Source organism: Winslowiella toletana (genome assembly GCF_032164335.1).
In the GTDB taxonomy this organism is placed as follows: domain Bacteria; phylum Pseudomonadota; class Gammaproteobacteria; order Enterobacterales; family Enterobacteriaceae; genus Erwinia; species Erwinia toletana_A.
In genome coordinates this window covers 2,134,934-2,160,281 of the sequence record NZ_CP134152.1, presented here as the reverse complement: position 1 = coordinate 2,160,281, position 25,348 = coordinate 2,134,934, and the positions used below count along the sequence as shown (strand labels likewise).

Here is a 25,348-nt window from a genome sequence, read left to right as displayed (position 1 = left end):
TCAGGTCTGCACCGGTTAGTGAAGCGTAACCTGTTTATGTTCGATAGAATGAATTTGTACTTTAATCATTTCACTGACCGGATCTTCCGGGCACTGCTCAACGAAATAGGTCAGGTCAGTTAGCGCGATATGCTCGCACTCCAGCTGAGCGTAGATCAAACCGCGATCGCGAATTTCATACGGATCGTCGGGATCGATTTGCAGCAGCACATTGCTGACATTCAGCGCCATCTCCATGCGCTTCTCTTCCATCAGCGCCGATTTCAGCGTATCCAGCATCTTGCGGATCACAGTGGTCGACTCTGCTTCTTCCAGATCGTCTTCATACAGCTCTGCGGTCGGGCTGATATTGCCTTTCAGCCACACTTCCAGCGTATGCTCATCAAGGGTTTCACCGTTAAACGGGTTAATCAGCCACATTTCCCCATCAAGCCAGTCAGCACGCAGGATCAGCTGAGTCGGAAAAATGACCGGCAGCAGCGGAACGTCCAGCTCTTCAGCAATATGCAGCAGAATCACACCCAGCGAAACGGCCGTTCCCTGACGGCTTTTCAGCACGTTATCCAGCCACAGCGCATCCGACAGTTTATAGATGCCGCTGGCGCCGCCAAAGCCCCACTGGTGATAAAACAGCTCCAGCAGTTTCTCCAGCTTCAAATCCTGAGCGGTCTCACTGGCTACATACTCGCGCGCCTCTGCAACCAGCGCCCGCAGCTGAAAGCCCACGTCTTCGGTCGGGAAATCATCGCGAATCGCCCGCGATGCGGCAATCACCGCTTCACACAGCGGTGATTCAGAAATATCAAATTTGGCTTCGGACGTCATACAATCCCCAACAGTGGCATTTTACTTATGGCCAGCTTGATGATCATTCCGATCACCACTAACGCCACGATGAAGGCAATCCAGCGCACTTTATTCGCGCGCGGACGGCGTCCAAGGACGATAATGCCGAGCACGATATAGATAATAACGCCAAACAGCTTCTCAGTCAGCCAGCTACCTTGCGGTGAAAACGGATAAAAATGAGTAATGTTTACCAACAGAATACCGGAAACAAACAGTAAGGTATCATTCAGATGGGGAACAATGCGTACCCACCGGCGTTGCAGCATGACAGAACCCGCCTGCAGCCAGTAAAAACGCAGGATAAAGAGGGTAATGGTGATGGCAACCGTCAGCAGATGGAAGTGTTTAATTGCTGCGTAATAAGCGGCCATAAAAAAGTCCTGTTCTCTATGATATTGATTTCTGACCGACGGTAACGCGATCGTTGCCGCCGTAATCCTGACAGGTTTCAACCTGTAAAAAATGGTGCTGGCGCAAAATTTCCCGCACTGCCGCCGCCTGCTGCCAGCCATGTTCTAATAACAACCAGCCCGCTGGCTGTAAATAAGCCTGCGCGGCGGCGGCGATCTGTTTGATATCAGCCAGCCCATGATCTTCCGCTACCAGCGCACTCAGCGGTTCAAAGCGCACATCGCCCTGTAACAGATGCGGGTCTTCAGCGTCTATATAGGGAGGATTGCTGACAATCATGTCAAAACGTTGATTTTCCAGCGCGGCAAACCAGTCGCTGCGCAAGAAGTGGCTGTTTGTCAGCTGCAACCTGTCGGCGTTGTCCTGCGCCAACGCCACCGCCTCATCAATGCGGTCAACGCCGGTTATCTGGCAATCAGGGCGTTCACTGGCCAGCGCCAGCGCCACGGCACCGCTGCCGGTGCCGAGATCGAGTAATGAGGCAGGTTCAGCAGGCAGACGCGCCAGCGCCTGTTCGACGAGAATTTCAGTATCAGGGCGGGGAATCAAGGTGGCGGCTGAGACACGCAGCGGCAGTGACCAGAACTCGCGCTCGCCGGTAAGGTGCGCAACGGGCTCCCCCTGAGCGCGACGGGCGATCAGCCCTTCCAGCTGCGCAAGTTGCTCAGCCGTCAGCACGGTTTCATCAAAGGCGATCAACCAGCTGCGGGATTTGCCGGTGACAAAGCCAAGTAAAATTTCCGCATCGCGTTTTGGACTGTCACCGCCGCACAGCGCGGCAGTGGCAGCTTTTAACCAACTGCGTATATCCATTAATCCTGCTCGGACAACGCGGCCAGCTGGTCAGCCTGATATTCCTGCACAATCGGCTCGATCAGCGTATCGAGTTTCCCTTCCATCACTTCATCCAGACGATAAATGGTCAGGTTAATACGATGGTCGGTAACACGCCCCTGCGGAAAGTTGTAGGTACGGTTACGGTCGGAACGATCACCACTGCCCAGCAGATTACGACGGGTTGAGGCTTCTTCAGCCTGACGTTTCGACATCTCAGCCGCACGAATACGTGAACCGAGTACCGCCAACGCTTTGGCTTTGTTTTTATGCTGAGAACGCTCGTCCTGGCACTCGACGACGATACCGGTCGGTAAGTGCGTAATACGGATAGCCGAATCGGTGGTGTTAACGTGCTGACCACCGGCTCCCGAAGAGCGGAAGGTATCGATTTTCAGATCGGTCGGATTAATATCCGGCAGCTCTGCTTCCGGCAATTCCGGCATCACTGCGACCGTACAGGCAGAAGTATGAATACGGCCCTGCGATTCGGTTTCCGGCACGCGCTGCACGCGATGGCCACCCGATTCAAACTTCATGCGGCCGTAAGCACCGTCACCAATCACTTTGGCGATCACTTCTTTGTAGCCACCGTGTTCGCCTTCATTGGCGCTCATGACTTCGACACGCCAGCGGCGAGATTCAGCATAACGACTGTACATGCGGAACAGATCGCCGGCAAAAATTGCCGCTTCATCGCCACCGGTTCCGGCGCGAACTTCGATATAGCAGTTACGCTCGTCATCGGGATCTTTTGGTAACAGCAGCAGCTGCAGCTGTTGTTCCAGCTCTTCGCTGCGCTCACGCGCCTCTTTCAACTCTTCCTGCGCCATATCGCGCATTTCCGGATCGGCGATCAGCATTTCGGCGGTTTCAATATCTTCCTGCACCTGCTGCCACTGACGAAAACACTGGCTGACATCGGTAAGCTGGGCATATTCGCGAGACAGTGCGCGGAAACGGTCCTGATCGGCGATCACGCCCGCATCACCGAGCATCGCCTCCACTTCTTCGTGGCGCTCCTGCAAGGCTTCCAGTTTGGCAACAATAGAAGTCTTCATGTGGTGTTATTTACCTTGTAAATAGAGTTCGTTAAATGGGTAGCGTCGCGGTACTGCGGTTGACGCTACCTAATCCAGCCCGAGGCTGTCGCGCAGGATCTGCAGACGTTCGTCATCGCCATCGCGAGCGGCCTGCTGGAGAGATTTGGTAGGAGCGTGAATAAGACGGTTGGTCAGTTTGTGGGCCAGATCGCGCAGAATCGCCTGCGCATCGCCGCCCTGTTGCAGTGCAGCCAGCGCACGCGCTTCCAGTTCCGCACGCACCTGATCGGCCTGCGAACGGTAATCACGGATAGTTTCCACCGCACTTTGCGCACGTAACCAGGCCATAAACTCACCGCTCTCTTGCACCACGATGGTTTCAGCCTGGATGGCTGCGGCCTTACGCTGCGCCATATTTTTTTCGATAATCTGCTGCAAATCGTCAACGCTGTACAGATAGGCATTAGCCAGCTTGCCGACTTCCGGCTCCACATCACGCGGCACGGCGATATCCACCAGCAGCATTGGCTGGTTACGCCGCGCTTTCAGCGCACGTTCCACCATGCCTTTACCGATAATTGGTAAAGGGCTGGCGGTAGAACTGATGATGATATCGGCTTCTGCCAGGCGGGTGTCGATATCCGCCAGGTTGATCACTTCCGCACCGACTTCGTCCGCCAGCAGCTGCGCACGCTCGCGGGTACGGTTAGCGATAATCAGTTTTTTAACTTTATGCTCGCGTAAATGACGCGCGACCAGTTCGATGGTTTCACCCGCACCGACCAGCAGCACATTCACCGTCGCCAACGATTCGAAAATCTGGCGCGCCAGCGTACAGGCGGCAAACGCCACGGAGACCGCGCTGGCACCGATATCAGTTTCGGTACGCACGCGTTTCGCAACGGAGAAGGTTTTCTGGAACATGCGCTCCAGCTCGCTGGAAAGCGAGTGGCCGCGCTGAGAGTCGGCGAAGGCTTTTTTCACCTGACCAAGAATCTGTGGTTCGCCCAGCACCAGCGAATCCAGCCCACTGGCAACGCGCATCAGATGGCTGACTGCTTCGTTATCATGATGCCAGTAAAGGCTTTTTCTCACCTCATCCGCACTCAGCTGATGATAGTCACACAACCAGCGAACCAGCTGCTCTTGCAGATTCTCTTGTTGTTCTACACTCAGATACAGCTCGGTACGGTTACAGGTAGACAGGACAACGCCGCCCTGCACAAGTGGCTGCGCCAGCAGGCTGTTAAGGGCCTGTTCCTGCGTATCCGGCGAAAAGGTAACGCGTTCGCGCAGAGCAACAGGTGCCGTTTTGTGATTAATTCCGAGGGCCAGCAGTGTCATGGTGATTAGGTCTGGTTATCCCACTCTTGATAGGGTTTTGTGCAGCGCATTCTACAAGATGCGCGAGATCAATAAAAGCCATACGAAGCATATGCATTAACAAGATATAGTTGATTGCAGCCAAATAAGACAATTTGAGCATTGACGGCTTAAACGCGGATGGTTAGCGTTAACGGTTAGACTGGGCAAGCATGCCCTGATTGCGTCTGAGGAGATGACCACGTTATGTACATGAAGCTTTTTACTCACAGGGACTGTCGCATGCTGCGCCTCCTCCCGCTTGCCAGCATTTTTCTGGCGGCCTGTACCCTGAATAAACCGCAGGGGCCAGGTCAAAGTGTCACCTCTCCGCAATGGCAACAACATCAGCAAGCTGTCGAAAAAATCACCGAATATCAGACCCGTGGCGCTTTTGCCTATCTCTCCGATAGGCAAAAAGTCTATGCGCGTTTTAACTGGCAGCAAACCGCCCCGGATCGCTATCGTTTACTGCTGACTAACCCGCTGGGCAGCACCGAATTGCAGCTGGATGCGCAAGGTTCGGTGATTCAGCTGGTCGACAACAAAGGTAAACGCTACGTCAGCGACGACGCCGAGAAGATGATCACTCAGCTGACCGGGATGGATATTCCACTGGAAAACCTGCGCAAATGGATGATGGGCCTGCCGGGCGATGCCACTGACTATGCGCTGAACGATCAGTATCAACTGCGCGAACTGAACTACAGCCGCAACGGTCAGGAGTGGAAAGTCAGCTGGCAGGATTATGACAATAAAGTGAATCCGGCGCTGCCAGCCAATCTTGAACTGCGCGAAGGCAGCCAGCGCATTAAACTGAGAATGGACAGCTGGACCGTTAAATGATGACCACCTGGCCCGCTCCGGCAAAGATTAACCTGTTTCTCTATATCACCGGCCGCCGCGCAGACGGCTACCATAATTTGCAAACGCTGTTTCAGTTTCTGGATTATGGCGACACCCTGACCATTACGCCGGACGCCAGTGGCGAAATCACGCTGCTGACGCCGGTCGATGGCGTGCCAGATGAGCAGAATCTGATCGTGCGCGCCGCACGCCTGCTGATGCAACAGGCGACCGCAGCCGGTACGCTGCCCCCACAAGCGGGTGCCCGTATCGCCATTGATAAGCAATTACCGATGGGCGGCGGCCTTGGCGGTGGTTCATCCAATGCCGCGACGGTATTGGTGGCGCTCAACCATTTGTGGCAAACCGGTTTTGATTATGACCAGTTAGCGGCGATGGGATTAACCCTTGGCGCGGATGTCCCGGTATTTGTCAAAGGCCATGCGGCATTTGCCGAAGGCGTCGGTGAAAAGTTGCTGCCGGTCAATCCGCCAGAAAAATGGTATCTGGTGGCGCACCCTGGCGTCAGCGTGCCAACGCCGCTGGTGTTTAATCATCCAGAGCTGAAACGAGACACGCCAACGCGTGATTTTTCGACTATTATGCAGGCAGCTTTCAGCAATGATTGTGAAGCAGTCGTAAGAAAACGTTTTCGTGAGGTTGAAGAGCTAGTTTCCTGGCTGCTAGAATACGCGCCGTCGCGCCTGACAGGAACCGGCGCTTGCGTGTTCGCAGAATTCGACACCGAGTCCGAAGCCCGTCAGGTGCTTGAGCTGGCCCCGAAGTGGTTACGGGGATTTGTCGCGAGAGGGGTTAACCTCTCTCCGCTGCATCGTAACCTTTCAGGGCATTAAGCGATTACGTGACAGTGTCACCCTGTTCCTGATACTGCACGTGGCGCATTAACACATCCGTATGAATCAGTCGTAATTGGTATGGCGCCCATTGCCAATTGCGATTATGTTCATTCTCTGGACGCAAAGCCTGAGGTTCTTCTCGTGCCTGATATGAAGCTTTTTGCTGGTAACGCTACGCCGGAACTAGCACAACGTATTGCCAACCGCCTTTACACCAGCCTGGGCGACGCCGCTGTCGGTCGTTTCAGTGATGGTGAAGTGAGCGTACAAATCAATGAAAATGTACGCGGTGGTGATATTTTCATCATCCAGTCCACCTGCGCTCCAACCAACGACAACCTGATGGAACTGGTTGTTATGGTTGACGCCCTGCGTCGAGCTTCCGCTGGTCGTATTACTGCTGTTATTCCCTATTTTGGCTATGCGCGTCAGGACCGTCGTGTCCGTTCTGCGCGTGTGCCGATTACCGCGAAAGTGGTTGCGGATTTCCTCTCCAGCGTTGGTGTTGACCGTGTTCTGACCGTGGACCTGCATGCAGAACAGATTCAGGGATTCTTTGATGTCCCGGTTGATAACGTATTTGGTAGCCCGATTCTGCTGGAAGATATGCTGCAGATTGGCCTGGAAAACCCGATTGTGGTTTCTCCGGACATCGGTGGCGTAGTGCGTGCTCGTGCTATCGCTAAACTGCTGAACGATACTGACATGGCGATTATCGACAAGCGCCGTCCGCGCGCTAACGTTTCACAGGTGATGCATATCATCGGTGACGTAGCGGGTCGTGACTGTGTGCTGGTCGACGACATGATCGATACCGGCGGTACGCTGTGCAAAGCAGCGGAAGCGCTGAAAGAGCGCGGTGCCAAGCGCGTATTTGCTTACGCGACGCATCCGATTTTCTCTGGCAACGCGGTGGAAAACCTGCGCAACTCGGTGATCGACGAAGTGGTGGTTTGTGACACTATCCCGCTGCCGGAAGAGATCAAAGCTCTGCCAAACGTGCGTACGCTGACACTGTCTGGCATGCTGGCCGAAGCGATTCGCCGTATCAGCAATGAAGAATCTATCTCTGCAATGTTCGAACACTAAGTTCAGCGCAGAGTGTTTAAAGCCGGGCTTGCCCGGCTTTTTTTATGCACCCAGCAGATGATTCTGGCTCAGAAAATCGATAAACACCCGCAACTTAGGCAATAAATGGCGATTACCCGGCCACAGCAGTGAAAATTCTCCACCGCCGCTGATCTGCCCGTCCATCACCGTTACCAGCCTGCCTTGCTCAATTTCCTGTGCTACCGCAAAATCCGGTACACAGACCAGACCCAAACCACTTACCGCCGCTGAAATCAGCGCCTCAAGATTGCTGAACACCAGCCGCTCCGGCACCGCCTGCGCAGCAGGCGTACTGAACGGCCAGCTCTGCACTCCGCCGCTGGCATTAAAGCGATAACGTAAACAAGCATGGGTAGCCAGGTCGGCAGCTGACTCGGGTTGCCGATGATTTGCCAGATAGGCCGGTGATGCCACCAGGGTAAAACGATAGCTACCGAGCCGTTTCACCCGCAGCTGCGAATCACTGAAGCTGCCGCTTCGCACCACCACATCAACACCTTCGGCGATGACATCCACCAGCCGATCGCTGAAATCCAGATCCAGTTCAATATCCGGATAGCGCGCGATAAACTGTGGTAGCAGCGGCATCAGCAGGCGATAACCAATGGCGGGTAAGCTGACGCGCAACCGGCCACTCGGTTTCGCCATCACCCGTGACAGTTCATGCTGCGCCTCTTCGATTTCCGCCACAATTCGCCGCGCGCGTTCGTAAAACAGCGCCCCTTCATCGGTCAGGCTGATACTGCGGGTGCTGCGATTCAGCAGCGTCACACCCAAACTGTTTTCCAGCCGCGCCACGCTTTTGCCGATCGCCGAAGCCGATACGCCCAGCCGTTCAGATGCGGCAATAAAGCTGCCGCTTTCCACCGTTTTTACCAGTGCAGTCAGCCCACTCAAACTATCCAGCGCGTTCATTACGGAGTTTTTGTCCTTTCAGTGACGATTAACAGCCTGTTTTTTACCACAAGCGGCCATCTTATCCTGTCATCCTCGCACACATTGAAAACGGAAGCACGGTATGAGCACGGTGGTGATAGATCGAATTAGCCCTCGCAAAACGTTACTGGCGGTTTGCACCGCTGGCATGATCCTGCCGCTCAGCTTTACCGGCGGCGTCATTGCCACTCCGGCGATTGCCCAACAGCTGGGAGGATCGCCGCTGGCACTTAGCTGGATAACCAACGCTTTTATGCTGACTTTTGGCAGCTTGCTGATGGCGGCCGGTAGCCTGGCCGATAATTTTGGCCGCAAACGCCTGTTTCTCAGCGGCGTACTGCTGTTTACTATTGCCTCGCTGGTGATTGGCCTGTCACCGAATGTTGTTATCCTCGATTTGCTACGCGCACTCCAGGGCATTGCTGCCGCTGCCGCGCTGGCGGGCGGTTCAGCCGCGCTGGCCGATGCGTTTAGCGGACATGGACAGGCGCGGGCTTTCAGCCTGCTGGGTACCAGTTTTGGCGTCGGGCTGGCCTGCGGGCCGGTGGTAGCAGGTTTATTGATCGATCACGGTGGCTGGCGCAGCGTATTTCTTATTTGTGCGCTGTTTGGTGCGTTGGCCGCGCTGATGAGCTGGTCAGGCATGCGAGAGTCACGTGCCGTGCAGCGCGGAAAAATCGACTGCTGGGGCATTATCAGTTTTAGCCTGGCGGTGAGCTTTCTCACCTGGGGTATTTTGCAAGTCGGCGAAGATGGCTGGCAACATCCGCGCGTGACAGGTTTACTGGCTGCCGCACTGCTGTTCATTCTGCTGTTTATCGCCGTCGAGCTAAAAACCGCACGGCCGATGCTCGATTTGCGGCTGTTCCGCTACCTGCGCTTTCTCGGTATTCAGCTGCTGCCCATCGCCACCTGCTACTGTTTCGTGGTATTGCTGGCGCTGTTACCGATGCGGTTGATGGGGATTAGCGGTTACAGCAGCCTGCATACCGGGCTGTGTATGCTGGCGATTTCGACGCCGATTCTGCTGGTTCCCAGCCTGGCGGTGGTGCTGACGCGCTGGTTCTCTGCCGGATCGCTCGCCAGCTGCGGTTTAGTGATTGCCGCCGCCGGTCTGTTACTGCTTAGCCAGCTCCGCAATCCTGATGATATCCGCCCCCTGCTGCTGGCGATGATGATGATTGGCATCGGCAGCGGTCTGCCGTGGGGCCTGATGGACGGATTATCGGTATCAGTGGTTCCCAAACAGCAAGCCGGGATGGCAACCGGCATCTTCAGCACGATTCGCGTCGCGGGGGAAGGAATCGCGCTGGCACTGGTGATCAGTCTGCTGACCGAGTTGATCGCCGCCCCGCTTTCTCATCAGCTTGCTGACGGAGCCGCACGCTCTGCCGCGCAGTATCTGGTCAGCGGTAACCTGCTGAAAGCCAGCGAACTCTCTGGAATTGGCTCAGCGCAGCTGGCCACGCGCTATTTGCAGGCGTTTAATCAGTTATCCCTGATATTAATGGCGATAACGCTGTTTTCCGCCCTACTGGTCTGGCTGTGTCTGCGAGGAAAAAGAGAGGCCAGTTGCAATAGCCGAAAATGATTTCAGACTTAACGCTGCCATGGCCACACTCTCTCTGCCACTCCAGCTTAAGCCGCTATTTTTCGCCTTTATTACCGTAAAATGCACCGCTTAATACTTTTTTAATCCTGCGCTGAGGCAACTGCTTTTTGCATTGATCTATTAATGCTATTTTGCAGCGATCGCTAACCGGGAAAGTTCTCACCATGCCGCTCGACGTCTATACCCTTTATATTTGTGAGCTTTTCGTGCTGGGTTTTGTCAGCATTATCATGGTGTTTGCCTGGTGCGGCTCTCAGTATGACCGGGTATTGGGTTTTAGCTGCCTGAGCATGGGCCTGACCCTGCTGGCGGTATTCCTCAGCAGCCTGCGCAGTTTTGGTTTTCATTTTTTGCCTGTTTTTGTCGGCAATCTGCTGCTGCTGCTGGGTTATGGCATGCTGCTTAATGCCTTTCGCAGTTTTTGCGCCAGACCACTGCGCTATCACTGGATACTGGGTGCGCTGGTGTGGGCAATACTCTGCCTGTTCCCGGCGTTCTACTACTCGCTACCAAAACGGATCCTGGTCAGCTGCATACTGTGTATTCTGTATACCAGCTCGCTGATCGTCCTGTTGATACGCTCACGCGCCAGCTTGCAAGTGACGTTCTGGCCTGCCCAGATCCTGCTGTGGATTCATTTACTGTTCCATATCGCCCGTATGCTGATTGATACCGGTACACTTAGCAAAGTACATGGCGCGATCGGCGGATCGACTTTTTCGCTGTATGTGATTCTGGAATCGATTCTGTTTGTTATCGGCGTCACTTTTACCATCCTGGCGATGGTTAATGAACGCAGCCAGATGATGTATAAACAGGCTTCACTGTGCGATCCACTCACTGGCGTCTGGAACCGCCGCGCGCTGTTTGATCAGGCGGATAAACTGACCCAGCGCTGCAGCCGCAGCGCCGAGCCACTGTCGGTAATCTTATTTGATCTCGACCATTTCAAGAGTATTAATGACCGTTACGGCCATTATCAGGGCGATCGCATCCTGCTGAATTTTTGTCAGGTGGTGCTACAGGTGTTGCCTGCCGGCAGCCATTTCGCCCGCCTTGGCGGTGAGGAGTTTGCCGCAATAGTTGTGGTTGATGAGTCCCTCGCCGCCAGTTTAAGCGAGCAGATACGTCGCGCGGTGCTGGCATCACAGCCAGATAATGTCAGTTATTCGGTCAGTATCGGCTTTACCACCCGCAGGCAGCAACATCAGCCGTTTGCTGAGTCAATAGTTGCCGCCGATGAAGCGCTCTACCGCGCCAAAGCCAACGGCAGAAATCGCGTCGAAGGGTTTATTTCACCAGCCACAGTGTAAATCAGCACTGTCACATTGCTTTCACACCGCCACTTTATCCTCGCTCTGTCGGTAAAATGGAGAGAAGCATGAATCGCAGAAATTTACTCAAATCAGGACTCGCCTGTGGCAGTGCGCTGTTGCTACCAAAAACGCTGTTTGCCAACCCGCTGATTAGTCGCGACACTCAGCGCCCGGCGACGCCCTCCGGGCTGCAAACCGGTGACGTACTGCACGATCGGGCGATGGTCTGGTGTCGCAGTGACCGCACCGCAAGACTGTGGCTGGAATGGGACACGGACGGCAGCTTTCGTCAGCCGCAAAAAATACGTGGCCCCTGGGCATTACCAGAAAACGATTATATCACCCGGCTCGATCTGCACGGCTTACCCGCCAACCAGCAGATTCACCTGCGCCTGAGCTACCGAGACGCAGATCTTAACCATCTGATTTCTGAGCCGCTGCTCGGTCAGTTTCGCACCCCCTCATTGCAGACGCGCAATATTCGTTTTGTCTGGTCCGGCGATACCGCCGGCCAGGGTTACGGAATTAACCCTGACTGGGGCGGCATGCGTATTTATGAAACCATGCGCCAGCAACAGCCGGATTTCTTCGTCCACTCCGGTGATACTATCTACGCCGACGGCCCTATTGAGGAAACCGTTACGCCAGGCGAAGGTGGCGTCTGGAAAAATATCGTCACGCCTGAAGTCAGCAAAGTAGCAGAAACACTGCATGAATATCGCGGACGCTATCGCTATAACCTGATGGATGACAATGTGCGCCGCTTTAACGCAGAAGTACCACAAATCTGGCAGTGGGACGATCATGAAGTCACTAACAACTGGTCCGACAGTAAACAGCTCGACGATCGTTATCAGGTAAAAAGCGTAGAATTGCTGCAGGCGCGCGCCACCCGGGCATTTCTCGATTATGCACCGATGCGCCACTTTGACGACCGCGAGAGTGAGCGCGTCTACCGTTATCTGCCCTGCGGGCCACTGCTCGATCGCTTTATTGTTGATATGCGCAGCTATCGTGGGCCGAACGGCACTAATCTGCAAACCACCCTCGATGACGACAGCGCCTTTATGGGCAGAACACAAATTGCCTGGCTGCTGGCGGGACTGAAAGCGTCAAAAGCCACCTGGAAAGCGGTGTTTGCCGATATGCCGATTGGCCTGCAAGTACCGGACGGTAAAACGGCTGAAGGCGTGGCGCGCTGGGAAGCCATCGCCAATGGGGACAACGGCGCACCTAAAGGCCGCGAGCTGGAGATGGCAATGCTGCTGAAAGCCATTAAAGATGCGGGAATCAAAAATGTGGTGTGGTTTACTGCTGATGTGCACTACACCGCCGCTCACCATTACCAGCCTGATAAAGCCGCATTTCAGGATTTCGAACCGTTCTGGGAGTTTGTTTCCGGGCCGCTGAACGCGGGCAGTTTCGGCCCCAATGCGCCAGATAACACGTTTGGATTGCAGGTGGTGTACCAGAAAGCGCCGGAAAAGCAGAATACTTCACCGCTGGCCGGCTATCAGTTTTTTGGTCAGGTCGATATTGATGCCGACGATCGCAGCATGACGGTGCGATTAAAAGATGTGGCGGGCACAACGCTGTTTACGCAGCAGTTGCAGCCGCTGTAGGCAGAACGGGCGGTCGTTTGCCGCCCGTTAAAATCATCAGCTGTGGTGACGATGGGACGCGCGACGACAGCGTTTATCACCGCAGTTACGCAGCCAGTAATAGCGATCGGCGACTTTTTCACGACCGCTGATACGGGCACCGACCAGCCAGAGTAGCGCACCCAGAAAGATGCTGAAAATGGCGCCATGCGTCAGATACTGCGGTAATTGCAGCTGTGGCAACTGGTTAAGGATCGAATAACCCACGCCCACCACCATGGTAACCAACCCGAGTCCCATCAGGAAATTACCCGCAAAATGTACATTTTTACGTCTCATCAGTCACCTCCATTACCTGAGTAAAAAAAGCAATAGTTCCTATTGCCTGATGCCATAAGTTTAGGAAATGACTGGCTACTCCGATGAGTGCTGGATCACAATATTAACTTATAATTGACATTTCTTTACGCCTAATCAACTGAATTTATATAGAAAATGTATTGTCACGCTGCTGTATTATTCACTTCTCGCCGCTTATCCGGGCAATTTTGTAATCCGCGCCACGGCGCAGTAAACTAGCGCCCTTAGATTAAGCACTTATCAGGAAGCTACCACTGTGAGCAGTATTAAACTGATTGTTGGCCTTGCCAACCCCGGCGCCGAATACGCCGCAACCCGTCATAACGCCGGTGCCTGGTACGTCGACCTGCTGGCTGAACGCCACAATCAGTCACTGAAGGAAGAGAGCAAATTCTACGGCTACACGGCGCGGCTGAATATCGGCGGTGAGGATGTACGCCTGCTGGTGCCGACCACCTTTATGAATCTGAGCGGTAAAGCGGTAGCGGCAATGGCAACCTTTTACCGCATCGCGCCAGAAGAAATACTGGTGGCGCATGATGAGCTGGATCTGCCGCCGGGCGTGGCAAAATTGAAACAGGGCGGTGGCCACGGCGGCCATAACGGCCTGAAAGATATCATCAGTAAACTCGGCAACAACCTCAACTTTCATCGGATGCGGATTGGCATTGGACATCCGGGCGATCGCAATAAAGTCGTTGGTTTTGTGCTGGGCAAACCGCAGGCGGCGGAGCAAAAGCTGATTGACGACGCCATTGATGAAGCCGTGCGCTGTACCGAAGTGTGGCTGAAAGAAGATCGCTTAAAGGCGATGAATCGCCTGCATGCGTTTAAAGCGGGGTAATCCCGGCGGGAATTCGCCAGCATTCCTCAGAATTGCAAAGGCGGCGATTTCGCCGCCCATTTAACCGAACGTTAACCGCTCATAATCTTCAGGCGTCGTCGGCCGCCACTTTATAATCGGGATCGTCCAGTTCATGCATACAATATGGCCCGGCCTTCTGTAGCAGACTGATGCAATCCTCACTCAGATGGCGCAGACGCAAGCTTTTTCCCGCCTGCTGATAGCGGCTGCTGAGCTTATCAATCGCCTCTACGCCACTGGAATCCATCACCCGGGTGCGGGCAAAATCAATCACCACATTCTGCGGATCCTGTTCCGGGGAAAACAGTTCGGCAAAAGCGCTGGCGGAACCAAAGAACAACGGCCCTTCCAGCTGATAAGTTTTGCTGTCGCCCTGCTCTTGCTGCTGCAGAATAGTGATGCGCGCATGCTGCCAGGCAAATACCAGCGCCGAAATAATCACGCCAAAGATCACCGCCATCGCCAGGTCAGTAAAGATTGTCACCAGCGTTACCGCGACCATTATTACCGCATCGGCCTTCGGCATGCGTTTCAGGCGACGCAGCGAACTCCATTCAAAGGTTCTGATGCAGACCACAAACATAATGCCTGCCAACGCCGCAACCGGCAGTAAAGCGATATACTGCGACAGGCTGACGACAAACAGAATCAGCAAAATCGCCCCAACCAGGTTGGAGATACGCCCGCGCCCGCCGGAGGTAAAGTTGATAATCGACTGACCAATCATTGCGCAACCGGCAAAGCTGCCAAAGAAACCACAAAGGGTGTTGCCGACGCCCTGCGCCACGCACTCTTTATTACCCGCACCCTTTTTACTGCCCATCTCATCGAGCACCGCCATGGTCAGCAGCGACTCAATTAGCCCGACCAGCGCAATAATCACCGAATATGGCAGCACAATTTTCAGGGTTTCCCAGCTCAACGGGGCATCCGGCAGATGAAACATCGGTAAAGTGCCGGAGATGTCGGCTAAATCACCGACACGTTTAGTATCCAGATGAAAACCGATGGCAATGGCGCTGATAGCAATTAACGCCGCCAGTGAACCCGGAATGATTTTGGTGAATTTCGGAAACAGCCAGACGATCAGCATCGCCAGCGCCACCAGCCCGTACATCAGCGGACCCTGGTTTTTAATCATCGGAATCTGCGCCAGCATAATCACAATCGCCAGCCCGTTAACAAAACCGAAGATCGCCGGTTGCGGCACCAGCCGGATAAATTTACCGAGGCGAAACACGCCAATCAGCATCTGAATCACACCGGCAAAGATTGTCGCCAGCAGCACATACTCATAACCATGTTGGGTAATCAGGCTGATTAACACCACCACAATCGAACCTGCGGCACCCGAAATCATCCCCGGCTTACCGCCGAAAAATGCCGTCACCAGGCCCAGCATAAACGCGGTATGCAAGCCGATTGTGGGTGATAATCCTGCCAGTAATGAAAAAGCGGTCGCTTCCGGAATAAGCGCCACGGCCACGACAGAGCCGGCCAGCACGTCATTCTTGACGTTGGTCGCCCTGAGGTTGCTCAGGTTAAACATAATGTATTCACTTTTTTTTGATATCAGATTGCCGTGCCGCCGACCAGGTCGGGCACAGTAAGATTGTCATTCAGACAGCAGCAACAATTAACGCGTGCAGGAGAGGGAAAACTCAGGGTGGCGTAAGCAGAAAACAGTTCATCCGCAGGGTTCTCCGTTGGTCATAGATGGCGTTAGTATCGGAAAATTAGATCGCGATCACAAGCCATAACTTTACACTCAGAATGAAATCGCCGCCATCCCGGTAATAATTACGTGTATAATGTCGTAAGTTTTTTCTATGTCATTATTGAGGTATTTTAAAATACCTTGATTATCAAGCTATTAAGGTGATTCAAACATGGGATTCAAATGCGGTATCGTGGGCCTGCCTAACGTGGGTAAATCCACCCTGTTCAATGCGTTGACTAAAGCGGGAATTGAAGCAGCAAACTTCCCGTTCTGCACCATTGAGCCGAATACCGGCGTGGTGCCGATGCCTGATTCACGTCTCGACCAGCTGGCTGAGATCGTTAAGCCACAGCGTATTCTGCCAACCACGATGGAATTCGTTGATATCGCGGGCCTGGTTAAAGGTGCATCGAAAGGTGAAGGTCTTGGCAACCAGTTCCTGACCAACATTCGTGAAACTGAAGCGATTGGTCATGTCGTACGCTGCTTCGAAAACGACAATATTATTCACGTTGCGGGTAAAGTTAATCCGGCGGACGATATTGACGTCATCAACACCGAACTGGCGCTGTCGGATCTCGACACCTGCGAACGTGCTTTGCAGCGCGTACAGAAGAAAGCCAAAGGTGGCGATAAAGACGCTAAAGCAGAACAGGCGGCACTGGAAAAATGCCTGCCGCATCTGTCCAACGCCGGCATGCTGCGCTCCCTGAAGCTGGATGAAGACGAGAAAGCCGCCATCCGTTACCTGAGCTTCCTGACGCTGAAGCCGACCATGTATATCGCTAACGTTAACGAAGATGGTTTTGAGAATAACCCGTATCTCGATCAGGTACGTGCGATTGCTGAAGCGGAAGGTTCCGTAGTGGTGCCGGTTTGCGCAGCGGTTGAATCGGATATCGCAGAGCTGGACGATGCCGACCGTGAAGAGTTTATGGCGGAACTGGGCCTCGAAGAGCCGGGTCTGAACCGCGTAATCCGCGCCGGTTACTCGCTGCTGAACCTGCAGACCTACTTCACCGCTGGCGTGAAAGAAGTGCGTGCATGGACTATTCCTGTTGGCGCGACCGCACCACAGGCAGCCGGTAAAATCCACACCGATTTCGAGAAAGGCTTTATCCGCGCTCAGACCATCGCTTTTGAAGACTTTATCGCCTATAAGGGCGAACAAGGTGCGAAAGAAGCCGGCAAAATGCGTTCAGAAGGTAAAGAGTACATCGTTAAAGATGGCGATGTGATGAACTTCTTGTTTAACGTCTAACTAAAATTTGTTGTCTCATGAGGTTTCGCTGAACCTCATAAGAATCACAAAAAGCGATAAAATCCACGCAATTGCGTGGATTTTTTATTTCATAATGTCTCAACTCATCTCGTAACAACGCTGTCAAAAATGAGTACATGGATGAGTACAACATTCTTCCATCTTCATTTTAAGTGAGCGCAAAAGCGGCACAATAAATGATGTCCGTTATCCTTATCGATACTCACTGCAGTAATGCTAAACCTAAAGAAAAGTTGTACCACCTCAATGGTTTCAATGGCCTGTACCTCGTAGTAAAACCCAATGGCAAAAAGGCATGGTGCTATCGGTTAACTCAGGGGTAAATCCAGCATGTGAGCGTTGGGCGACTATCCAGCGGTAGAACTCGCCGAAGCTCGCGAGAAATTCGCGGATGGAGTTAGTCCGACACAGGCTCGTCAGTTAGATAAGATCCGCAAGGTCAATGATGCATCAAACACCTTTGAGCTTATCGCCAAAGAGTGGTGACTGATGAAAGATTGGGCCGAAATCACCGAAAACGGCGGCTGGATATGCTTGAACGTGTGGTTTTCCCCGTTACAGGCAAACTCCCTATTAGAGAAATCAAGCCGCATCATATTCGTAAAATTCTTCAGTAAACCGCTAAACGCGGCGCACCGACAGTTGCAGCTGAAGCTCGTCGCACCGTTTCATCAGTTTTCGAGTTGGCAGTCGCGACGCTTAGAGCTGGTAGCGATGCTGTATGGCATGCGCGCAAGGCCCTTCCGGCTAATAAGATACAACACAAACAAGCACTGAATCCCCAGCAAATCGGGAAGCTATTAAGCTGTTTTGACAACAGTCGTGGCTCATATCAGGTTAACTATTGTAAGTGGCTAATGGGGTGGACGCTGGCGCGACCAGCCGAAGTAACTGAGGCAGAATGGACAGAATTCGATCTTGATAACGCACTGTGGACTATTCCGTCAACGCGAATGAAAGCCCGCAGAGAACACGTTATTCCCCTTCCCTCCCAGGCTGTCAACATGCTCAGAACGCTACAGGGATTAACCGGGCATCGACAGCACCTTTTTTCGGGCAGGGATAATCCGTTAGGTCCAATGACATCGCACTCGCTGCGCTAGCTACTTAAAAGCCTCGGCTGGAGTGGCATTTATAGCCCCCATGCTACCAGAACTACAGGAAGTACGCGTTTAAACGAGATGGGCTATCGTCCTGATGCTATTGAGGCCCAACTTGCGCACGCTGATACCAACAATGTTCGTCTCACATACAACCATGCAACTTATCTTGATGAGCGTTAAGTGATCATGCAGGAATGGGCTGATATGTTGGACAAATGGGTAGCAGGAGTCGTGTAGAATATACTGCACTTAGTGAACCACGAGGATAGAACTCATTCCTCAGGGTCCGCTTTGTGCCAGAAGCGGACGTTGCCAATATAGTCATCTATGTCAATTTAAAGAGAGCAGGTCAGTATCTTATTCAGCCGTCAGTAAGTTACCTACCAGAAGAGAACGTTGCTGAAATCGAATCGTGTTAATTTGTGAGCAACAGCTCAGTGGAATGCGGGCATGTAACGTGAAGCCACGGCAAAAAGTTAACAGACTCAGCTGATTATTAAGGAGAGGAATTGAAGCTTTTTGATTATCTGAAGATGGAGTTTCCGGATCTGACGCCTGAAGCCACCAAAGTCCATCTTGCGCAATTAAATGATTATAAAGAGGATCCGCTTGTTAAATTCCGTGGAGGCACTTTCGACGACTGGCAGTGCTGGCAGAAGCGACAGGAGTTTAGCCGCAGATATGTCGTTTCACTGATCAGGATCCCGGGGACTGAAACTTGGCTATTTGCGGGAGCATTTCAGCAGATAGGCAACGCGGGAAAGAAAGCCTACCCTGATCGTGAGGAACTGTATTATCAGTACCACCTCCAGAAAATCCCAGAGACTGAAGAATACGCTGGAAGGATGTATATCAGCTTTAAAAATACAGTCCGTAACTTCATTCGCCTCGGTGAAAGTATTCAGAGCGAACTGGTTATCAGCGCCATCACCCCGGCACGTCTGACCTTCGGCGAGTTTCCAGGCTACCGTAACGTCGTGCTGGACCGGAACAGCATCGGCTCGATCCTCAGACTTAATCTGCAATCCTGGCGTACCGCACTGTCCATGGTTAAAGGCATCTATGTATTAACTGATCGGGACGGCGGAAAACTCTATGTTGGAAAAGCCGATGGAATCGAGGGGATATGGGGCCGATGGGAATATTATTTTGGTTCCGGGCACGGCGGCAATGTAGGGCTTAAGGAAGCTTTCGGCACAGGCGATGAAAACCGACTGCAGAATATCACTTTCGCGATCCTCGAAGTCATGGATCTTAATGCCGAAAAAGGTGAAATTGACCGCCGCGAAACTCACTGGAAACAAATACTGCTCTCGCGGGAGTTTGGCCATAACCGAAACTAATAAAGCCTGTAAAAACACGCTGAACTGCTTCCCATTGATCAGGACTAGACATCAATTGTGGCAACAATTGCGAACTTATCCTTATTGCCGCTCTTGGCCGTTGCCATGGGCTGCTCTGTGTAGTGGTCAACTAAAACTGGCCACCGCTTTAGAGTTTTTCCAGTATCGATTTTCCGATTCGTTAGGGGGTAACCCTCCGTTATAGTCATGCGGCCTTAGCGAGCTGTAATACCCGACGATATAGTCTGTGATCGCATGAGCAGCTTCGCTAAAGTTTATATAACCTGTCACTGGCACCCACTCGTTTTTAAGACTTCTGAAGAAGCGCTCAATCGGGCTGTTGACGCTCAACAGTTTCCACGTCGACTCATACTCTGCCTGATCCGGCAACGCCACAGTAACTGCCGGAACTGCCTGCTTGTATAGTGGCTGCCCTGGTCACTGTGGAACATCACTCCGGCTGGTTTACCGCGAGCTTCCCACGCCATTTGCAGCGCTTTGATAGTCAGCTTGCCTGTCCAGATGTACGTCACATCGCCGCACCACACTTGGTTAGGATCTGTCACTGCGAACTGTCGCTCAAGTCGATTCGGGATAGCGATGTGTTCATGACCACCACGTTTATACCGGTGGGTAGGCTGCTGACAACTCACCAGCCCCAGTTCTTTCATGAGCCTGCCGGCAAGCCAGCGTCCCATTCTAAAGCCTCTCAGGGTTGCCATAATGGCGATAATTCTTGCGCCAGCAGAGCCATGGCTGATGTTATGCAACTCCCGAACCTGACTGCGTAACATAGCTCGCCAACCGTCTGGCTTTTCGGAGCTTTTTTCCCCAGTATTTGTAGCTACTGCGATGAACTCCGAATACGTGGCAGAGGGTGACCACAGGATACTGCGCTCTGAGTTTCCCGATTAACGAGAACTGTTCAGGGAGTCTGACATCAAGAGCCCGGTAGCCTTTTTTAATATGTCGTTTTCCATTTCAATGCGTTGTAGCTTTTTCTTTAGCTCACGTATTTCAATCTGTTCAGGGTTATAGGGGAGGCTTTAGGTATTTTGCCCTGTCGTTCATCCCGCAACTGCTTTACCCATCGCGTCATGGTAGAAAGCCCCACGTCCATAGCACTGGCCGCAGCTGCAACGGTGTGGTTCTGATCAAGGACCAGTTGAGCGGATTCGGGTTTAAACTCTGCGCTGAAATTTCTTTTTTTCATTGAGGCACCTGTAATGTTCTGAGGTGAGCATATCACCTCTGTTCAGGTGGCCAAATTCAGTAAACCACTACAAACATCCCCGTATGGATTACCGCCGGCAACAACCCTGATATGTTCGACGAAGCAGGAAAACGGGGCTGCCATGTGCTGACACACCTGATCAATCAGACATGGGAGCAGCTGGATATCAACTGCGCCCGTTATCGCCAGGCACGTATCGATGCGGGCTTCGCGCCCAAAACCGGAAAAGTTACGCTGATGATGCATACCCAGGCGGGTCCTGAGAAAGCTGCGATGCTGGATGAACTGCGACCGGCTCTGCATCAGTATTTATCTGCATTTATGCAGCTTTCCAACAATCTCAGTCAACCTTCCTCCCCGCAGACAGGCGAAACTCATAAACGGCAGGCGTACACGCTGAAATGGGGTGTTGAAAAATACCTTACCCAGTATGGCCTGTTTGGTTCGGCAGCCGAGTGTCGACAGCAACTTATCGCGCTGAAGCAAAGAGGCATTGATGAGATCGCCTGCCTGGTTGATTTCGGCATGACTGAAGAGAGTGTCAGAACAACGATTATCACCCTGGCCTCACTGATAAATAAGGAAATATCATGAAAAACACGACTGCCGGAATGACGTTCCTGGCCCTGCTTTTCTGCGGAACCGCTCAGGCCGCAGAAAAAAACATCCCGGTTGAAGCGTTCACTGCGGTAAGCGCGCAGCAAGGGATAAACCTGACGATAAAATGTGCCTCTGCTCCCGCGCTGGTTGTCTCGGGTTCCCAGGATACGCTGAATAAATTCCAGGTTACTAACCAGAGCGGTAACCTGCTGTTAAATAACAGAGCGGCCGAGGACGATCGTTTTGTGTCGAATACGCTGAATATTACCCTTTATACCAGCCAGCCGCTGACGGCCTTGTCCGGAAAAGCTGGCGTAAAAATCGATGCAGAGGCATGCTCAGTCAGCCCTGCACAGCTCAGTGTCAAAGGAAGCATGGGCACAGACATTCGCGCCGCAGGCAAAACAGATGAATTGCAACTGGAGCTGGCGATGGGCGGCAGTTTTAACCGTAAGCCCGCAGACTTTTCCGCAAAATCAGCTACGGTACGGATGAGTATGGGTGCGGAAACAGCACTATGTCATATCCCACGCATTACCGGCACGCTTGCAGCCGGAGCGCGGATGTCGGTCAGTCCTTCTGCTAATGTTGATACCGGTTCAGCTGGCACGTTTGCCAGTGAGGTCTCCACCTCTGATTGTGCTTAATGACGGGCACCGGCTTCACATCTCACCGCTGAAAAATAACCCGCCAGCGTAACGGCGGGTTTTTCAGCGCTCTGCCTGCAACGCATGCCAGAGAGTAACGACGATCTTCCTGCAGAGTCTGATAGTGTGCCAGTCCCACCGCCGCTCCTTCACGCCCACAGATTCTTGCCCTCCCTTCCTTCCCGGGTAACACGTAAAACGATGAGAGTGGTTGAGCCAGACCCGTTCCGGACATTTTGAGCCAGGCCTCTTTAAGGCTCCAGAGCGTAGTGAAGTGCAGCAGATCATCATCCGTCTGCGCCTCCAGCCATGCGCGTTCAACAGGATGAAAAAAACGGTCTGCTACTCTTCGTTTAATCTCAGCTTTCCCCGTGACATGCTCAATATCCACGCCGACCGGATACTGGCTGCTCATCGCTACCGCAGCCAGCGTGCCACTGTGAGATAAATTAAAATGCAGCCATGCATGAGCAGGCAGCCAGGGCTTGCCGGCCGGGGTTCTGGCAAGCTGTAACTCTTCAGGCGGGATCTGCAGCGTGTCAGCAAGCGTAGCGCGTAGCCAGCCCTGTATCGCATCACGCCTTAACGGGCCGTCCGGGGTGTGTTCAAACGAACGAACCAGACAATACGCCTGCCCGGACTCGGGTCCGGGCGTTGCTTTATCGTTGCAGGCTAATGGTGGCATGGCATCCCGGCATCCCGTCGCGATTTTTTAACGTTAAGTAGCCATCGTGCTGTTCAGCAATCTGGCGGCACAATATTAATCCTATTCCACTGCCTGCTGACTTGGTCGTATAGAAAGGAACAAAGAGATTGTCCGGATTGCTCAACCCGACCCCGCTGTCCAGGAGAGAGATCAGAACCCGGTCATTTTGCGCCTGCCAGATAAGGGTGATCGCGCCCGGATTATCCCCCATCGCCTCATCGGCATTTTTGACCAGATTAATCAGCAGTTGATAAATTTGCCCCCGATCGATTCTGGCCGTCAGGGGTTCTGGCCCATCAAGCTCAAACTTACGGTGCATAAAGAGTAAAGGCAGTTCTTTAATCAGCCCGGCCAGATCCTCTTCCACCCGGTTAGACGGGGCCAGTTTGTTCAGCTGCTGATAACTGCTGATGAAGGTAATCAGCTCTTTTGCTCTGCGGTTAATCAAATCGACGCCCTCCACAAAGCCCTCTGGTGCCTGAGCGGCATGGGTGCGGTAATGCTGTTGCAGCATCTGGCTTATGGAGGCGATGGGACTCAGCGAGTTATTGATTTCATGACTGATGACGCGCAGCAAATTCTGCCAGGCCTTTTTTTCCTCATGTCGCAGTAACTCATCCACGTCATTGATGAATAACAGCACGTTTTTTTTGCCATCCACGATATAGGTATCGCTGTTCACCTTATAACGACCGGGCCGGCCATTACGACTGAACTCAACAGGATGGCCGGTATTGGCATTTTTCAACAGCCAGCCTGACTGCCACTGCTCGCCGTCCTCACCGATCAGCGATTCGATGGGACGCTCCAGCATCCGTGCGGCGGCATCATTACACCAGATGACCCGATGCTGACTGTCGAGAGCGAAAATGGAAATGCTGATATTAGAGAGCACTTTCTGTAACAGGAAATCCATTTCACGCTGCTGCTGACGATGACGTGATAGCTGCATGGCAATAGCGTTGATCTGACTGATTACGCAGTCAAAGATGTCCCGTCCTTTGGTGCTTCCCCGCAGGCTGAAATCTTCCTGTTCCACGGCCTCAAGCAGATTTGAGATCACATTGACTTTATTATTCAGTTGCAGAAAAAAGTGGTAGCCAGAATAGAGTGACGTTACCGCTAAAATCAGAACAGTTAATATTTTGAGGTAAGGAGACTGCGACGGAAATCCCCAGAGAAGCAGATAGGCCAGTATCCCCCCCAGCGAAGAGAGGCTGCACAGAATGAAATACCGTAACCTGAAGGTGTCGAAAAGTTTACTCATGACTTATTTTTAGCTTGTCCAGTCTGCGATAAAAAGCACTGCGGCTAAGGCCAAGCGAGTCTGCGGCTTTAATCGCATTTCCCTCATATTGATGCAGGCGTTTCAGCAACAGTGATTTTTCTATTTCCGCCAGGGTCAGTGAGTCAGCGGACTCTCCTTCAGTCACGGGTTCAACGCGCCGCGGCTGCATCTCCTCATTTCCCGGCAGACAGAGATCCTCAATGTCGATCCTGTTATCCCTGCAGAGGAGGACGGCCCGCTCAATGAGGTGGCTTAGTTCACGAATATTCCCCGGCCAGGTGTAGTCATGCAGTCCCTGAATGGCCGGGCGGGATAACTGCGGCACGGGTTTATTGTACTTTCGTGCAAAGCGCATCAGAAAGCGCTCTGCCAGAATCTCAATGTCCTCCTGCCTTTCACGCAGCGCCGGCAGATGTAACTGAATAACATTAAGTCGGTACAGTAAATCCTGGCGGAAAGCGCCGTTAGCCACGGCTTTTTCCAGATCGGCATTGGTTGCTGCAATGATCCTGCAATTCGTTTTTTGCGTACGGGAGGAGCCGACACGCTCAAACTGCCGCTCTTCGAGAACACGCAGCAATTTCACCTGCTGTGACAACGGCAGGTTGCCAATCTCATCCAGAAACAGGGTGCCTTTGTCTGCCAGCTCAAAGCGTCCGATGCGGTTTTCGCGCGCATCGGTGAACGCGCCTTTCACATGCCCAAACATTTCACTCTCAAACAGATGTTCGTTAATGCAGCCGGTATTAACCTCAACCAGGCTATTGTCTTTGCGGGATGAGAGATGGTGAATATGGCGCGCCAGCAAACTTTTGCCCGTGCCATTTTCGCCCAGAATAAGAATGCTGGTATCCGTTCGCGAGACAGCCTGAACCATGTTCAGCAGCTGTTGCATGGAACGGGATTGAACCACCCACTTACTGTCCATGTCATCATCGCGAGCACGTTTCAGGAGTTTATTCTCTTCCCGTAAACAGTTTCCTGAACGTCTTGCACGACTGAGTTCGATTTGCTGCTGAACAATGCTCAGCAAACGTTCATTATCCCAGGGTTTTTGAATGAAGTCTGCTGCGCCGGCACGCATCGCGTTGACGATAATATCCACGCTGCCCCACCCGGTCATGGTCACAGCAGGCAGACAGTCGTCAAACTTTTTCAGCTCATCGAGGAGCTGCAGCCCCTCTTTGCCTGAAGTCGTATCCTTCTGGAAATTCATATCCATCAGCACCAGGTCAAACGGCTTACTGGTGAGATGCCGCATCAGCTGGCTGGCCTGCGTTTCAAGGGTTACATCATAGCCTTCCATACGCAGCAATAATTCAAGGCTGCTTAAAATTCCGGTATCGTCATCTATGATGAGGATCCGTTTTTTTTCATCCATAAAAAGACTCAGCTCAGCAAACCATGCCGGAACGGCATGGAG

At 52.8% G+C, this 25,348-nt stretch carries 22 protein-coding genes and 2 pseudogenes; 12 read left to right on the top strand and 12 right to left on the bottom strand.

Annotated features, from left to right (window positions below):
* Positions 1–15: 15 nt before the first annotated feature.
* From sirB1 to hemA, 5 genes are all read right to left on the bottom strand, one after another.
* Positions 16–825, bottom strand: a complete 810-nt coding sequence (sirB1, locus tag RIN69_RS10205) for an invasion regulator SirB1 (protein ID WP_313857220.1) — start codon at positions 823–825, stop codon at positions 16–18.
* On the bottom strand, positions 822–1,220 hold the full coding sequence (locus RIN69_RS10200) for a SirB2 family protein (RefSeq protein ID WP_313857219.1): 399 nt from the start codon (positions 1,218–1,220) through the stop codon (positions 822–824). Before RIN69_RS10200 ends, sirB1 begins: the two co-directional genes overlap by 4 nt.
* 16 nt (positions 1,221–1,236) lie before the next feature.
* Complete coding sequence (gene prmC, locus RIN69_RS10195) at positions 1,237–2,073, bottom strand: peptide chain release factor N(5)-glutamine methyltransferase (protein WP_313857217.1); 837 nt, start codon at positions 2,071–2,073, stop codon at positions 1,237–1,239.
* A complete protein-coding gene (prfA, locus tag RIN69_RS10190; protein ID WP_313857216.1) occupies positions 2,073–3,155 on the bottom strand; it encodes a peptide chain release factor 1 in 1,083 nt (360 codons plus the stop codon). Before prfA ends, prmC begins: the two co-directional genes overlap by 1 nt.
* Before the next feature lie 69 nt (positions 3,156–3,224).
* A complete protein-coding gene (hemA, locus tag RIN69_RS10185) occupies positions 3,225–4,481 on the bottom strand; it encodes a glutamyl-tRNA reductase (RefSeq protein WP_313857215.1) in 1,257 nt (418 codons plus the stop codon).
* A gap of 261 nt (positions 4,482–4,742) precedes the next feature.
* Here hemA and lolB point away from each other — a divergent pair, with 261 nt between their 5' ends.
* From lolB to prs, 3 genes are all read left to right on the top strand, one after another.
* On the top strand, positions 4,743–5,345 hold the full coding sequence (lolB, locus tag RIN69_RS10180; RefSeq protein WP_390902508.1) for a lipoprotein insertase outer membrane protein LolB: 603 nt from the start codon (positions 4,743–4,745) through the stop codon (positions 5,343–5,345).
* Positions 5,342–6,199 carry a 4-(cytidine 5'-diphospho)-2-C-methyl-D-erythritol kinase gene (ispE, locus tag RIN69_RS10175; protein ID WP_313857214.1) on the top strand — a complete coding sequence of 286 codons (858 nt, stop codon included), beginning with the start codon at positions 5,342–5,344 and terminating at the stop codon, positions 6,197–6,199. The genes lolB and ispE overlap by 4 nt, the downstream gene beginning before the upstream one ends.
* A 144-nt stretch (positions 6,200–6,343) precedes the next feature.
* The gene (gene prs, locus RIN69_RS10170) at positions 6,344–7,291 is read left to right on the top strand and encodes a ribose-phosphate diphosphokinase (protein WP_013201847.1); all 948 of its coding nucleotides are present in this window, start codon (positions 6,344–6,346) and stop codon (positions 7,289–7,291) included.
* 42 nt (positions 7,292–7,333) lie between these two features.
* Here prs and RIN69_RS10165 read toward each other — a convergent pair whose 3' ends face one another.
* The gene (locus tag RIN69_RS10165) at positions 7,334–8,218 is read right to left on the bottom strand and encodes a LysR family transcriptional regulator (RefSeq protein ID WP_313857691.1); all 885 of its coding nucleotides are present in this window, start codon (positions 8,216–8,218) and stop codon (positions 7,334–7,336) included.
* A gap of 112 nt (positions 8,219–8,330) precedes the next feature.
* Between RIN69_RS10165 and RIN69_RS10160 the strand changes: the two genes are divergently transcribed.
* The 3 genes from RIN69_RS10160 (at position 8,331) to RIN69_RS10150 (ending at position 12,798) form a co-directional block, all read left to right on the top strand.
* On the top strand, positions 8,331–9,839 hold the full coding sequence (locus tag RIN69_RS10160) for an MFS transporter (protein WP_313857212.1): 1,509 nt from the start codon (positions 8,331–8,333) through the stop codon (positions 9,837–9,839).
* Positions 9,840–10,024: 185 nt separating this feature from the next.
* Positions 10,025–11,173, top strand: a complete 1,149-nt coding sequence (locus RIN69_RS10155) for a GGDEF domain-containing protein (protein ID WP_313857211.1) — start codon at positions 10,025–10,027, stop codon at positions 11,171–11,173.
* Between the two features lie 68 nt (positions 11,174–11,241).
* A complete protein-coding gene (locus RIN69_RS10150) occupies positions 11,242–12,798 on the top strand; it encodes an alkaline phosphatase D family protein (RefSeq protein ID WP_313857209.1) in 1,557 nt (518 codons plus the stop codon).
* A 36-nt stretch (positions 12,799–12,834) separates the two neighbouring features.
* Here the strand turns inward: RIN69_RS10150 and ychH are convergent, their stop codons facing one another.
* Positions 12,835–13,116, bottom strand: coding sequence for a stress-induced protein YchH (ychH, locus tag RIN69_RS10145; protein WP_313857207.1), 282 nt, complete (start codon positions 13,114–13,116; stop codon positions 12,835–12,837).
* Between the two features lie 277 nt (positions 13,117–13,393).
* Here ychH and pth point away from each other — a divergent pair, with 277 nt between their 5' ends.
* Entirely contained in the window at positions 13,394–13,981 is a 588-nt protein-coding gene (gene pth, locus RIN69_RS10140; RefSeq protein WP_313857204.1) for an aminoacyl-tRNA hydrolase, read from the top strand.
* Between the two features lie 88 nt (positions 13,982–14,069).
* Here pth and RIN69_RS10135 read toward each other — a convergent pair whose 3' ends face one another.
* Positions 14,070–15,551, bottom strand: a complete 1,482-nt coding sequence (locus tag RIN69_RS10135; RefSeq protein ID WP_313857202.1) for a SulP family inorganic anion transporter — start codon at positions 15,549–15,551, stop codon at positions 14,070–14,072.
* A gap of 340 nt (positions 15,552–15,891) precedes the next feature.
* Between RIN69_RS10135 and ychF the strand changes: the two genes are divergently transcribed.
* The 3 genes and pseudogenes from ychF to RIN69_RS10120 all read left to right on the top strand — a co-directional run bounded on the left by ychF (position 15,892) and on the right by RIN69_RS10120 (position 19,450).
* The gene (gene ychF, locus RIN69_RS10130) at positions 15,892–16,983 is read left to right on the top strand and encodes a redox-regulated ATPase YchF (RefSeq protein WP_313857201.1); all 1,092 of its coding nucleotides are present in this window, start codon (positions 15,892–15,894) and stop codon (positions 16,981–16,983) included.
* A gap of 209 nt (positions 16,984–17,192) precedes the next feature.
* Positions 17,193–18,287, top strand: a pseudogene (locus tag RIN69_RS10125) (tyrosine-type recombinase/integrase).
* Positions 18,288–18,616: 329 nt separating this feature from the next.
* On the top strand, positions 18,617–19,450 hold the full coding sequence (locus RIN69_RS10120; protein ID WP_313857200.1) for a GIY-YIG nuclease family protein: 834 nt from the start codon (positions 18,617–18,619) through the stop codon (positions 19,448–19,450).
* Between the two features lie 126 nt (positions 19,451–19,576).
* Here RIN69_RS10120 and RIN69_RS10115 read toward each other — a convergent pair.
* Positions 19,577–20,663, bottom strand: a pseudogene (locus RIN69_RS10115) (IS3 family transposase).
* Positions 20,664–20,774: 111 nt separating this feature from the next.
* Here RIN69_RS10115 and RIN69_RS10110 point away from each other — a divergent pair.
* On the top strand, positions 20,775–21,278 hold the full coding sequence (locus tag RIN69_RS10110; protein WP_313857198.1) for an LLM class oxidoreductase: 504 nt from the start codon (positions 20,775–20,777) through the stop codon (positions 21,276–21,278).
* Entirely contained in the window at positions 21,275–21,931 is a 657-nt protein-coding gene (locus tag RIN69_RS10105) for a GIN domain-containing protein (RefSeq protein WP_209499912.1), read from the top strand. The genes RIN69_RS10110 and RIN69_RS10105 overlap by 4 nt, the downstream gene beginning before the upstream one ends.
* 22 nt (positions 21,932–21,953) lie before the next feature.
* Here RIN69_RS10105 and RIN69_RS10100 read toward each other — a convergent pair whose 3' ends face one another.
* The 3 genes from RIN69_RS10100 to RIN69_RS10090 are packed head-to-tail and all read right to left on the bottom strand — an operon-like array spanning position 21,954 to position 25,306.
* Positions 21,954–22,616: a 4'-phosphopantetheinyl transferase family protein gene (locus tag RIN69_RS10100; protein ID WP_313857197.1), complete on the bottom strand. Its 663-nt coding sequence runs from the start codon at positions 22,614–22,616 to the stop codon at positions 21,954–21,956.
* Positions 22,591–23,904: a sensor histidine kinase gene (locus tag RIN69_RS10095; RefSeq protein ID WP_313857196.1), complete on the bottom strand. Its 1,314-nt coding sequence runs from the start codon at positions 23,902–23,904 to the stop codon at positions 22,591–22,593. Before RIN69_RS10095 ends, RIN69_RS10100 begins: the two co-directional genes overlap by 26 nt.
* Positions 23,897–25,306, bottom strand: a complete 1,410-nt coding sequence (locus tag RIN69_RS10090) for a sigma-54-dependent transcriptional regulator (protein ID WP_313857195.1) — start codon at positions 25,304–25,306, stop codon at positions 23,897–23,899. The genes RIN69_RS10095 and RIN69_RS10090 overlap by 8 nt, the downstream gene beginning before the upstream one ends.
* Positions 25,307–25,348 lie beyond the last annotated feature (42 nt).

What these genes read in the sequence shown, in the direction of transcription:
- sirB1 (WP_313857220.1), bottom strand. Translation starts at nt 825, where the DNA reads ATGACGTCCGAAGCCAAATTTGATATTTCTGAATCACCGCTGTGTGAA.
- RIN69_RS10200 (WP_313857219.1), bottom strand. Translation starts at nt 1,220, where the DNA reads ATGGCCGCTTATTACGCAGCAATTAAACACTTCCATCTGCTGACGGTT.
- prmC (WP_313857217.1), bottom strand. Translation starts at nt 2,073, where the DNA reads ATGGATATACGCAGTTGGTTAAAAGCTGCCACTGCCGCGCTGTGCGGC.
- prfA (WP_313857216.1), bottom strand. Translation starts at nt 3,155, where the DNA reads ATGAAGACTTCTATTGTTGCCAAACTGGAAGCCTTGCAGGAGCGCCAC.
- hemA (WP_313857215.1), bottom strand. Translation starts at nt 4,481, where the DNA reads ATGACACTGCTGGCCCTCGGAATTAATCACAAAACGGCACCTGTTGCT.
- lolB (WP_390902508.1), top strand. Translation starts at nt 4,743, where the DNA reads ATGCTGCGCCTCCTCCCGCTTGCCAGCATTTTTCTGGCGGCCTGTACC.
- ispE (WP_313857214.1), top strand. Translation starts at nt 5,342, where the DNA reads ATGATGACCACCTGGCCCGCTCCGGCAAAGATTAACCTGTTTCTCTAT.
- RIN69_RS10160 (WP_313857212.1), top strand. Translation starts at nt 8,331, where the DNA reads ATGAGCACGGTGGTGATAGATCGAATTAGCCCTCGCAAAACGTTACTG.
- RIN69_RS10155 (WP_313857211.1), top strand. Translation starts at nt 10,025, where the DNA reads ATGCCGCTCGACGTCTATACCCTTTATATTTGTGAGCTTTTCGTGCTG.
- RIN69_RS10150 (WP_313857209.1), top strand. Translation starts at nt 11,242, where the DNA reads ATGAATCGCAGAAATTTACTCAAATCAGGACTCGCCTGTGGCAGTGCG.
- ychH (WP_313857207.1), bottom strand. Translation starts at nt 13,116, where the DNA reads ATGAGACGTAAAAATGTACATTTTGCGGGTAATTTCCTGATGGGACTC.
- RIN69_RS10135 (WP_313857202.1), bottom strand. Translation starts at nt 15,551, where the DNA reads ATGTTTAACCTGAGCAACCTCAGGGCGACCAACGTCAAGAATGACGTG.
- ychF (WP_313857201.1), top strand. Translation starts at nt 15,892, where the DNA reads ATGGGATTCAAATGCGGTATCGTGGGCCTGCCTAACGTGGGTAAATCC.
- RIN69_RS10110 (WP_313857198.1), top strand. Translation starts at nt 20,775, where the DNA reads ATGTTCGACGAAGCAGGAAAACGGGGCTGCCATGTGCTGACACACCTG.
- RIN69_RS10105 (WP_209499912.1), top strand. Translation starts at nt 21,275, where the DNA reads ATGAAAAACACGACTGCCGGAATGACGTTCCTGGCCCTGCTTTTCTGC.
- RIN69_RS10100 (WP_313857197.1), bottom strand. Translation starts at nt 22,616, where the DNA reads ATGCCACCATTAGCCTGCAACGATAAAGCAACGCCCGGACCCGAGTCC.
- RIN69_RS10095 (WP_313857196.1), bottom strand. Translation starts at nt 23,904, where the DNA reads ATGAGTAAACTTTTCGACACCTTCAGGTTACGGTATTTCATTCTGTGC.
- RIN69_RS10090 (WP_313857195.1), bottom strand. Translation starts at nt 25,306, where the DNA reads ATGGATGAAAAAAAACGGATCCTCATCATAGATGACGATACCGGAATT.